Genomic DNA, 12,509 nt, shown 5'->3' on the forward strand with positions numbered 1-12,509 from the left:
TCAAATAGCGGTATGTGTGGTTAGTTAGGCGATTTTTTCCTTTAATTTTATTAAACCTATACCTGCACGATAACCACATACACAAAAAAGACAGGATAAGAATTTTAAGTGCTACGTAAGTAGTCTTTAAATTCTGATTGGGGAAATAAGAATGAAGAAAATAAAACAGAGCCGTAAATTTAAGTTGTCGATAATTGCCTCTGCAATTATGGCATCACCATTTTCTTGTAATGTATTTGCAGCACAAGAAGAAGCCGTAGCAAAAGCTGATGAAGATAATATAGAAATTGTGATTGTAGAAGGGACACGCTCAAATCTCATTAATGCCCAAAATATGAAGAGAGAAGGCGAAACAGTACTCGATGCTATCTCAGCAAAAGATATTGGGTCTTTACCTGATCGAAGTGTACTTGAGGCAATTACCCGTTTACCAGGAGTGTCTATTGAACGCTTTGCAGCTGCAAACGATCCAGATCATTATGGTGTTGAAGGCAGCGGTGTTGTTGTTCGTGGATTAACACATACTCGCAGTGAATTTAACGGCCGTGACACTTTTACTGCAGATTCAGGGCGAGGGTTAAGCTTTCAAGATGTACCGCCAGAATTAATGGGGTCTGTTGAATTATTTAAAAACCAATCGGCAGATATGATTGAAGGCGGTATAGCTGGTACTGTCAATTTGGTTACACGTAAACCTTTTGATGCCGACGGCCGAGTAATCGCTTTTACTTTAGATGAAACATATAGCGAATTTGCAGATGAAACAACACCGTCATTTTCTGGCCTATATAGCGATATATTTGATTTAGATAATGGCAGGCTTGGCGTATTAGTAAATTATTCAAACTCTAAACTAAAGGCGCAGTCAGACGGTACACAAATAGGCCGTTACGAAGAGCAAAATGAATTTGTTAATGGGCAAGCTGTATTTGTGCCTCGTACTACGCGTTTAACCCGAAAAGAAGATGACAGAGACAGAGAAGGTTTTGCAGGAGCACTACAGTTTGAAAATGAAAGTAAAACGCTTTTAGCTACAGCCCAATTTATTCGCTCGGATTCGTCACTAGCGTGGACCGAACACGCTATTGAAATGGCCGATGATGCTGTTATTAATGATTTAGTAGCTCTTGAAGGTACTGAATTTGACATTACTGACCAAGGGCTTTTTGAATCGGGTTTTATTACATCAAATGCAGGTTGGCGTGGTAATGATGCGCAGCGTCAACCATCAGGTGAATTTGGTGCACAACATGCGATGATCACACGTTTTAGAGATCAAGATAACGTAGTGGACGATTACGGCTTTAATCTTAAGTATCGCCCTAACGATACATGGTCGTTTAATTTTGACGCTCAATATGTAGAGTCTACATCAGAGATTTTTGATTTTTCTGTCATGGGCGCAACTCGCGCTGTAATTGGTATTGAACAAAACGGCTCAGAGTTACCTGATATTACTTTACTTGACCCTGCAAATAGCGGCGATGCAGGATTTTTTACCGATCCTCATAACTATTTTTGGCGCAGTGCAATGGATCACATATCTGATAATGATGGTAAAGAAGTTGCCTTTGCAGGTGATACAAAATACACATTTGATAGTGGCTTTTTTACTAGCGTAAAAGTTGGTGCTCGTTATGCTAAGCGTGAGCAAACTACACGTCAGTCTACTTTTAATTGGGGATGGCTGTCTGAGGCGTGGGCAGGTAATGGCAGTGCATGGTTTGATGCACAAGGCGACGAGCTAGGTGCAAGTTTAGGCGATAGCTATGAGGAGGTAACTTTTGATAACTTCGCCAGAGGCGGGGTATTAAATGTTGCCTCAGAGGGAGCATTTTTGTTTCCTAAAGAGTCGTTTGTAAAAGACTACAATAATGCAGAATCTGCCTTTGCGTCTTTATCACCAAATTGGCAACGTTTGTCGAGCAGAGACGGCGCGGTTGGAGATTTTTTAAATAATGAAATTAATGAAACGTCTGAAGTAAATAATGCGTTTTATATTAAAGGTAATTTTGAAGGTGAATTAGGTGACATGTTTTATAGCGGCAATGTGGGTCTTCGCTATGTAAAAATAAAAAATGAAACAGATGGCTTTTTAACATTCCCAGATACCGTTGGCGATATTAACGATGCATCCGATCCCGATAATTTTTTACCCTCGGATCAAGCGGCCTTTGGCAATGCAGGATTTACAGAGCAAACTGCAAACAGCGAATACACAAATATACTGCCTAGCTTAAATGTAAAATTAAATTTAAAAGATGATTTAATTTTACGCTTTGGTTTTTCAGAAGCTATAGCACTACCGGCTCTAGGAAACCTAAGAAACTTTGTAAAAATCACGCCTGAAGACTTAGTGATCACCTACGATGAAAGCTCAGATGAAAGACAAATTCAAGACGCACGCTATTCGCGCTATACAGCTAACTCGGGAAATCCATTTTTAAAACCAATGGAGTCATACAACTACGATTTAGCACTAGAGTGGTATTTTTCTGAAGGTGTTGGCTCGCTTACGAGTTCATTCTTTTATAAAGATATGAGTAATTATTTTATTAATGGCTCAGTAGATAGAGAGCTTGCTAATAATGGTGCTACTCAGGTAGTACAAGTAAACGGTGCTACAAATGGTGATGAAGGTTCTGTGCAAGGTTTTGAGCTGGCTTACCAGCAGTTTTATGACTTTTTACCTGGTGCCTTTAGTGGTATCGGGATGCAGTTTAACTATACCTATATTGAAGAAGAAGGATCACCAAATGCAGGATTATCACCAGATAAGCCTGATTCAACAGAAGGCGCCGATGTTGCATTTGATGGATTGCCTCTTGAAGGGCTTTCTAAAGACAACATAAACATTGTAGCTATGTACGAGAAGTATGGCATAAATGCACGCTTAGCTTATAACTGGCGCTCTGAATATTTGCTAACCAGTAAAGATGTAATAACTCAATTACCTATCTATAACGAGGCGGGTGGCCAGCTTGATGGTTCTGTATTTTATAATCTAACGGACTCATTTCAAATTGGCTTACAAGGTACCAATTTAACAAACGAAGTGGCGCGTACTTCTATGCAAATAGACAACGATAATAATCGTATATCACGCTCTTGGTTTGCCAGCGAACGTCGATTTAGTATTATTTTAAAAGGTAACTTTTAATAAATACCATTAGTACATAAATAAACGCTATGACTGCTTATTAAGCAGTCATAGCGTTTTGTTATATAAGGTAATGAAAAATGAGTGATTCAAGAATTAAGTCTATTGTTATAGTCGGTGGGGGGTCAGCAGGCTGGATGAGTGCCTCGGCGTTGGCTAAAGTTATTGGCTGTGATAATTGTAGCATTACACTTGTTGAATCTAGCGAGATAGGCACTGTGTCGGTAGGTGAGGCTACTATTCCGCAAATTCAGCTATTCAATACAATACTCGATATCGATGAATCTGAGTTTATTCGCTCTACAAATGCAACGTTTAAACTAGGTATTGAGTTTATAGATTGGAAGGAAAAAGGGCATCGCTATTTTCATCCTTTTGGAAACTACGGTACTAATATGGAGGCGCTGCCTTTTCATCATTTTTGGTTGAAAATGCAAGATGAACCAAAATTTGAAAAAACTTCCAACTTATCTAACTACTCACTGGCATCGGTAGGTGCTTACGCCAACAAATTTATGCACCCGTCTACCCAGCAAAATACACCGCTAGCAGGTATTAATTATGCCTACCACTTTGATGCAACCCTTTATGCTAAATTTTTAAGTAAATACGCTATAAATAAAGGTGTTAAGCGTATTGAAGGTCAGGTTGATGAAGTAAAAACCAACCCTGTAACAGGAATGATAGAGTCGTTAGTGTTAAACGATAACACGGTACTCAGCGGTGATTTATTTATTGATTGTTCAGGTTTTAAAGGACTGCTAATTGAGCAAGCACTTAAAACGGGCTACGAAGATTGGACACATCTACTTCCTTGTAATAAAGCGGTTGCAGCGCCTTGTTTATCTACAAAATCACTAAACCCTTATACACAGTCTACGGCGCAGAGTGTTGGCTGGACTTGGCGAATACCGCTACAAAACAGAGTAGGTAATGGGTTTGTGTATTCAAGCGAGTTTATGGATGACGATAAAGCGCAGAGTTTATTATTAAACACACTGGAATCAAGCCCTTTAAATGATATAAATAGCTTACAGTGGGTTACAGGTATGCGTAAAAAAAGTTGGAATAAAAACTGTATTGCTATTGGTTTATCGGCAGGCTTTGTTGAACCACTTGAATCTACAGGGTTACATTTAATTCAGTCGGCTATTGCAAAACTGATGACGTTGTTCCCAAGTAAAGCTTTTACGCAGTGCGATATTGATTTGTTTAATCAGCAAACTGAAACAGAGTATCATCGTATTCGAGATTTTATTATTTTGCATTATAAGTTAACAAATCGCGATGATAGTGAGTTTTGGCGTTATTGTAAAAACATAGAAATGCCAGATTCATTAAAACAAAAAATAGATATGTTTAGTGAAAACGGTCGTATATTTAGACATGACAACGAGTTATTTAACGAAACATCTTGGCTTGCTGTTATGCACGGACAAGGCATTAAACCTAAAAGCTACCACCCATTAGTTGACAGGCTAAGCCGTGATGAGATAAAACGCAGACTAAAAAATATTGAATCAGTAATTAGTCGCTCAGCAAATATAATGCCCGATCATCAGGCGTATATTTTAAAAAATTATACGCCATAATACATTGTTGTAGAGAGTTGTAAGTGGACAATCTAAGCTTTTGCTTGGCGTTCCCAATGCTCTTTTCTAAATTGAGTGGGTGTTATACCCACTAGTTTTTTAAAAAATGTATTAAAAGTCGCTTTGCTGTTAAACCCTGCTTTATCCATAATGTCCAACATGGTCACTGTTTTATTTTCTTCTAAAAGTAGCAGCCGTTTACTTTCTTCAATTCTGTAGTGATTTATAAACTCAAAAAAGTTTTTACCAAAGTGCCTATTAATTATTGATGAAAGGCTTCTTGACCCCATTCCTAATTGGCTTGCTAGGTTATCTAGTGTGAGTAAATGGTTTAAATAAGGCTTGTTTTGTAGCAAGTAGCTTTCAATTTTTTGTATTTTTTCGGGTTCAAAGACCTCTGGCAATTTACTTTGTTCGGTAGTGAGTGTGTCGTCAATACCTTGGAATATTCTTGAATGACCTGCACTAAAAAATATTAGGCTTGTTATTAATAAAAGTACCGCGTAGTTAGAGGTAAGCCCCAATAGTTCGTGATCGACAATTATTCCAATGTCATAAGACATAATAATACCAAGCGAGACAAATATCGCGTTTAAATGAACAACTAAAAAGCCAATAACTAAGACTTTTAACCAAGTCAGATCGACACTTTCTAGTTCTGCAAATTCATTTTTGATATTTTTTTGATATTTTTGTAATTCTAAAAAGCACAAAACACTGATAGAAAACCGGAAACATTCTCGAGAAAAATAAATTATACGATCAACGATAGGTGTAGTTTCAATAGTACCGTTTTGGAGTGCATTTAATTTAACGCTGTTGTCGAGCATAAGCCAATCTAGTGTGAAATAGATGGAATAAAGTATAAAAGGAATAAAATACAGTGCGTCAACTTTTTTAACTTCATAATTTTTATTAACTAACGATTTTATATAGAGCAAAAGTAGCGGGACTTCTAACCAAAATGCTAAGCCGAATGTATAAAACAAATTTGGCGATAAATTTAATGCAAAAGGTCTAAATGCTTCACCAAAGTTTATAAGATTATCCATAGGAATAGCAGCTTGAGCTAATAAAAAGCAGGCAAGTAGGCAGTTACTTAATTTATTCCCTTTTTTTAATGTGATTAAAAATACGCTAAACGATAAGCATATAAACATGGTAAAAATTAAAGCGAGATCGTGAGTGTTAAAAAGTACTTCTTTCACAATTTAATACACCTTTTATTAAAATTGTTATTTGGCACATCTATGTCATTCGTGTGGGTATGTATTATCGAACAAGTTTAAATATTTAAAACAGTTTTAGCGTTCAAATAAAGTGTATTACACGTATTAGAACGCCTAAAACCTCTATTTGAACGACATTATAGTGTATTTGTAATAAAACTATTCGCCACACTAACAAAGTATCAGGTTATCAATTTAATGAAAAATATTTATTCTTCATTTGTTTTAGGCTCATTTTTGAGCATTTCATGCTCAGCTGCATTTGCTAAAAATGATATAACGCTATGGCCAAAACAAAAACCCGCAATAGAAAAAAATGCAGCGCTAGAAGCTGACATTACACGCTTAATAAATAAAATGTCGCTTGAACAAAAAGTCGGTCAAATGGTTCAAGCAGAAATAACATGGGTCACCCCACAAGATGTTAAAAAATACCATTTAGGATCGGTTTTAAATGGAGGAGGTACATTTTTGCATAATGACCGCAATGCAAGTGTGTCTGATTGGGTGTCGTTTATGGATGAGTTGTACTTAGCCTCAATGGATACATCCGCTGGTGGTGTAGCTATTCCTGTTACGTATGGTATTGATGCCGTACATGGTAATAATAAATTTATTGGCGCTACTTTATATCCTCATAATATTGGTTTGGGTGCAGCGCATAACCCAGCGTTAATTTATAAAATTGGTGAAGCAACAGCAAAAGAAGTCCTCCTTGCAGGAATCGATTGGACCTTTGCACCTACATTGGCAGTTGCCAGAGATGATCGGTGGGGGCGAACCTATGAAAGCTACTCTGAAGATTCAGAGATAGTTGCTTTGTATTCAAAAGAAATGATTGAAGGGCTACAAGGTCAAGTAAATACATCTAACTTTTTAGATGACGACCATATCTATTCTACCGCTAAGCATTGGGTGGGCGATGGTGGTACTTATCAAGGGATTGATCAAGGCGATAATCGAGAAACAGAAAAAGATTTAATTAAAAATCATGCTGCAGCTTATTTTCCAGCTTTAAAAGCGGGTGTACAAAGTATTATGGCCTCGCATAATATGTGGAATGGACTGCGTTTACATGGCAGTAAATATCTGCTTACTGATGTGTTAAAAACTCGACTCGGTTTTGATGGCTTTATAGTAGGTGATTGGAATTCGCATAGTAAAATACCTGGTTGTACTAATGACAGCTGCCCACAGGCTGTAAATGCTGGACTTGATATGTTTATGGTAGTCGAAGACTGGAAAGCTTTTATAGGTAATACAATAGAGCAAGTTGAAAATGGCATTATTCCCATTGAACGTATTGACGATGCAGTTAGGCGTATTTTACGAGTAAAAATACGTTCGGGGCTATTCAATAAAGGACTTCCATCAAAGCGTAAATACGCAAACCAAAAACAATTATTAGGTGCTCCTGAACACAAAGCGATTGCAAGGCAAGCTGTACGAGAGTCTTTAGTGCTGTTGAAAAACAATAATAATTTGTTACCGCTTAGCCCAGATAGTAAAGTTTTAGTTGCTGGCGACGGCGCTGATAATATGAGTAAGCAAACGGGTGGTTGGACAATTAATTGGACTGGTGAGGGTAATGTAAAGTCTGATTTTCCTGGGGGAACGTCAATTTTTGATGGTATTGAGCAGGCGGTAAACAAAGCAGGTGGTAAGGCGGTATTGAGCCCTGATGGAAGCTTTGATGAAAAACCCGATGTAGCTATTGTTGTATTTGGTGAAAACCCATACGCAGAGTGGATTGGTGACTTGAAATCAATAGCGTACCAGGCTCACTCTCATCGTGACGCTAAATTAATCGAGTCATTAAAATCAAAGGGCATAAAAGTGGTATCTGTATTTTTATCTGGCCGGCCACTTTGGGTTAATAGAGAAATAAACGCATCTGATTCGTTTGTTGCTGCTTGGCTTCCAGGTAGTGAAGGCGTAGGTGTAGCTGACGTGTTATTTACCAATAAAAAAGGAAATATCGAGTATGACTTCAAAGGTAAGCTTTCTTTTTCATGGCCTAAATACGCGTCTCAAGTTGTATTAAATAGATTCGATAAACCGTACGATCCATTATTTGCTTATGGATTTGGCTTAACTTACAAGGATAATATAAATCTTGGTAAGTTAAATACTCACAATGATTTTGTATTTGAAGTACCCACTAATACACCCTATGTAATTATGCAAGGTAGGGCAAAAGGTGATTGGAACTATCAATTGCAAACTGAGCAAGAAACAAAAGATATCCAAACTCCGGTTGGTAAAATTCAAGGCTTAAGCATGATTGAAGCTGACAAGGAAATTCAAGGAGACGCAAAAGAATTCACTTGGACTGGCAGTAATTATGCATCTGCATTAATTAGCTCAACATGGTACAGAGAGGATTTATCGCAGTACTTAATCAATAAAAGTGCTTTAACATTTGATATACGTATAGAGGCTTACCCAGAAAAAGCGTTAAATGTTCAAATGGGCTGTGGTAAAAGCAAGTGTGGTTCGTTTGACATAGCGCCTATTATTAAAGAATTTAAATTAAGTACATGGCACAAAGTATCGATAGACCTATTGTGTTTTGCTAATAAGGGGGTTGAATTTGAACGCTCTAGTGCGCCATTTGTTTTATCAAGTGAAGGCGCAGCTAAAGTACGCGTTGCTAATGTTCAATTTGAACCTAAAGCAAAGGAAACAGCTAATATAAAATGCGGGGAATAAATGGCAAAGGGTGCATATTAGTGCACCCTTGTTGTATTTTCGCTTGAATTTATGCGCATACGGAAAGGGCATTATGAAAAATGTTGTTTTAAAATTAACGTTAATCGCTGTGCTTTTCTTGAGTGCATGCACGGCGGTAGTAAAAGATGATTTTAGTAAACTGAGCACAGAGTCATCTAATCAAAAAATAGCAGTTAATCAGCTTGGTTATTTAGTTAATAGCGAAAAAATAGCAATAGTGCCAAATGTAACCGCGACTACTTATGATTTAGTGGATGTAAATACTAATAAAATAATACGTAGCGGCCAGTTATCACACGCTAAAATGTGGGACAACTCAGGAAATGACACCTTTAAACGCGCTGAATTTAAAGATATTGTAACACCAGGAGATTACCTTTTACGTGTAAAAGGAGTGAGAGATTCTGCCGTATTCTCAATTAATAATCATGTATATGACTCGATTCATACAGCGGCGTTAAAATACTATTACTTAAATCGTTCAAGTATTGTAATAGAGAAAAAGTATGCAGGTATTTATGCGCGGCCTTTAGGGCATAAAGACGACGACGTGCTTTATCACTCATCAGCAGAGCAAGGCAATGACTTTAAAGCGAAAGAGGTGCAATCTCAAAAAGGCTGGTACGATGCGGGCGATTATGGCAAGTATGTTGTTAATTCTGGTATTACCACGTACACATTACTTGCGGCGTTTGAGCACTACCCTGAAGTGTATCAAAAGCAAATATTAAACATCCCTGAATCGTCAGATGACGTCCCCGATATTATAAACGAAGCACTATGGAACCTTGAATGGCTGATCACTATGCAAAGCGATGATGGGGGTGTTTATCATAAACTCACAACGTGTGAATGGCCAGGCTATGAAATGCCGCATGAAGATAAAAGAGCGCGCTACATGATAGGAAAAAGCACAGCGGCTAGCCTTGATTTTGCCGCGACGTTATCGGTGGCCAGTAGAGTAATTGCTCCCTATTATCCCAATAAAAGTAAGCAATATTTAGCGGCTGCAATTAACGCATGGAAGTACTCGCTTGAAAATCAAACCCAATATTATGAGCAACCTGATGATATTAAAAGTGGAGAGTATGGTGATAATCAGCTAAAAGATGAGTTTGCTTGGGCCGCTGCAGAGTTATTTATAACAACTAGAGATAAAGGTTTTTATAATACTTACAAAGAGATAAATATTCATTATTCAGCTCCTTCATGGAGAAATGTATCGTATCTTTCTTTAAGCAGTTTACTGTTTAAGGCAAAAGATTTATTGAGTGAACAAGAATACGAAGATCTTAAAATAAAGCAAAAACACTTAGCTGATGTGTATTTAAAACAACATAAAAATAGCCCATATATTGTTGCGATGGAAAAGTCTGACTTTGTGTGGGGAAGTAATTCAGCAGCGTTAAATAAAGCGATAGTTTTGCTACAAGCCGCTGAGTTAAATAATAATTCGCAGTACTTAAAGGCTGCGCAAGGGCTTGTTGATTACATTTTAGGACGCAACCCAACAGGGTATTCGTTTGTTACTGGTTTTGGTGATAAAACACCACAACACCCGCATCATCGAATTTCACAAAGTGATGGCATTACAGCTCCAGTACCAGGTATGTTAGTTGGCGGTCCCCAAGCTGGGCAGCAGGATGAGTGTAACTATGATTCCAACGAACCTGCAAAATCATACAGCGATAGCTGGTGTAGTTACTCAACGAACGAAGTGGCAATTAATTGGAATGCGCCGCTTGTATATGTGCTGGGAGCGTTTGTTAGCCGGTGAGATTTATTTGAGTATTTTACAATCGTTATAGCTCACTGATATACAACTTTAACTTTGCATCAATCAAAGGGGTCCAATCTTGACTTCATACATTAAGGGTTATGAATGCCCCTTCATGGCACATACCCGACGCTAATATAAAAGCCAAACGTTCAGCTAACCCAATACAAAGCTCATTAAATCTGCTCTAAAAAGTAAATCACTAAGGTAAAACTTCAGTAATTATCGAGTACTCCCTTTATTTCAGTTTGAGATACCCAAGTTAGTAATACTTATTTCTGATATACTCAGTCAGCACTTTTACTCAAAAGGTAATAGTCTTCAGCTTGCAACTCAATGCAAGTTAACTCACTGCTCTTCATTATTTATTGTCAAAATTACACCTTTGTAAAATAGAGTTGGTTCATCCGAGCCAAAAACGTACAGAAAAAACACCGCCTAAGTTTATTGGCGAAGTATGATGATTCGTTGGTGAACTCAAGCGTACTTACTTTATAAACAGGACTTAGCATGAGTGAATTAACTATCGGCGTTATCGGAACATCCCGCAAGACAGATGAAAGACGGTATCCTATTCACCCAGAGCATTTATTACGAATTCCCGAAAATCTTAGAAAACAAATGGTGTTTGAACAAGGCTATGGCACCGCTTTTAATGTTAGCGATGAATATATTGCAACGTTAACGGGTGGCATTGCATCGCGCAGCGAAATACTTACCCATATTAGCACTGCCATTATTGCAAAGCCTGTACTTGCTGACTTAGAAGAAATGCGCGAAGGAGGCACTATTTGGGGCTATGCCCACTGCGTTCAACAGCATGAAATAACACAAGCGGCGATAGAGCGTAAACTTACCTTAATTGCTTTTGAAGATATGTATGTGTGGTCACCAAACGGAAATGTAGGGCGCCATACTTTTTATAAAAACAATGAAATGGCAGGGTATTGCGCTGTAATACATGCATTGCAACTTAAGGGTATTGATGGTCATTATGGCGATCAACGTAAAACGATTATATTTAGTTTTGGTGCAGTGAGTAGAGGCGCTATTTACGCTCTTAAAGCGCATGGCTTTAGAGATATTACAATTTGTATTCAGCGCCCTGATCACGAAGTGCGTGAAGAAATATTAGATTGTCACTATGTTAAGGTACGAGAAGGTGTTGAAGGGGAAGCTCGCATGATGGTTGTTGAACATGATGGGACTAATCGACCACTTAGCGATCTTATTAGCGAAGCCGATATTATCGTGAACGGGACTTATCAAGAAACAGCTCATCCGGTTAACTTTGTAATTGAATCAGAGGCCGACTGCTTAAAACCAAACAGCTTAATTATTGATGTTAGCTGTGATGAGGGGATGGGATTCTTTTTCGCAAAGCCGACAACGTTTAAAAAACCTTTATTTCGATATAACAACACGGATTATTATGGCGTTGATCATACACCGAGTTATTTATGGGAAAGCGCGACGCGTTCAATCTCTGCGGCGCTCATAGTTTATTTACAAACGATACTTAAAGGTGCTTTACAGTGGCAAAAAGATGAAACCATTCGACGTGCAATAAACATTGAGCAAGGAATAATTAAAAATACGGCTATTTTGGCATTCCAAAACCGCGAAAACATTTACCCTTATAACGTAATAACACAATGATTATATCTATCTCTAATCTAATTTTACATTAGGGGGTTCGCTTCGTCTTAGTGCTAGTAATTTTAAGGCGAAGTGTTTGTTGACTGATAGTAAACTGGAGAACTTAAATCCTAAAAGTTTTGATAAAACGAACACCCACAATTTATAAGGCTACCTGATATGCTTAACAATTGTGTGGATTCGAACTGCTGATCTTTGGACTGGGTGATCAAGAGTGGCTAGTGCTTTTTCTTTGGGTTTTTAGGTTTTATCATTACTTTGAAGTGGTACGACTGAGTGGATTGGAACTACTGGCCATTGGACCGGGTACTCAAGAGTGGGTAGTGCTTTTTCTTCGGTTTTTTTATTACTTTGAAGTG

The 12,509-nt window shown here is 37.9% G+C and carries 6 protein-coding genes; 5 read left to right on the forward strand and 1 reads right to left on the reverse strand.

What is annotated here, in order from left to right; genetic code table 11:
- The first annotated feature begins 151 nt into the window (after positions 1–151).
- Both QMA08_RS00395 and QMA08_RS00400 read left to right on the forward strand, forming a co-directional pair.
- Positions 152–3,160: a TonB-dependent receptor gene (locus tag QMA08_RS00395; RefSeq protein WP_290173322.1), complete on the forward strand. Its 3,009-nt coding sequence runs from the start codon at positions 152–154 to the stop codon at positions 3,158–3,160.
- Between the two features lie 80 nt (positions 3,161–3,240).
- The gene (locus QMA08_RS00400) at positions 3,241–4,752 is read left to right on the forward strand and encodes a tryptophan halogenase family protein (protein WP_290173323.1); all 1,512 of its coding nucleotides are present in this window, start codon (positions 3,241–3,243) and stop codon (positions 4,750–4,752) included.
- Between the two features lie 32 nt (positions 4,753–4,784).
- Here the strand turns inward: QMA08_RS00400 and QMA08_RS00405 are convergent, their stop codons facing one another.
- A complete protein-coding gene (locus tag QMA08_RS00405; protein WP_290173324.1) occupies positions 4,785–5,960 on the reverse strand; it encodes an AraC family transcriptional regulator in 1,176 nt (391 codons plus the stop codon).
- Between the two features lie 219 nt (positions 5,961–6,179).
- Here QMA08_RS00405 and QMA08_RS00410 point away from each other — a divergent pair, with 219 nt between their 5' ends.
- From QMA08_RS00410 to QMA08_RS00420, 3 genes are all read left to right on the forward strand, one after another.
- Positions 6,180–8,693 (forward strand): glycoside hydrolase family 3 N-terminal domain-containing protein, encoded by a 2,514-nt coding sequence (locus QMA08_RS00410; RefSeq protein ID WP_290173325.1) that lies wholly within the window; start codon positions 6,180–6,182, stop codon positions 8,691–8,693.
- Positions 8,694–8,766: 73 nt separating this feature from the next.
- Entirely contained in the window at positions 8,767–10,491 is a 1,725-nt protein-coding gene (locus tag QMA08_RS00415; RefSeq protein ID WP_290173326.1) for a glycoside hydrolase family 9 protein, read from the forward strand.
- 510 nt (positions 10,492–11,001) lie between these two features.
- Positions 11,002–12,150, forward strand: coding sequence for a N(5)-(carboxyethyl)ornithine synthase (locus QMA08_RS00420; RefSeq protein ID WP_290173327.1), 1,149 nt, complete (start codon positions 11,002–11,004; stop codon positions 12,148–12,150).
- Positions 12,151–12,509: the final 359 nt, after the last annotated feature.

The organism is Pseudoalteromonas sp. APC 3355 (assembly GCF_030407615.1).
Lineage (GTDB): Bacteria > Pseudomonadota > Gammaproteobacteria > Enterobacterales > Alteromonadaceae > Pseudoalteromonas > Pseudoalteromonas distincta.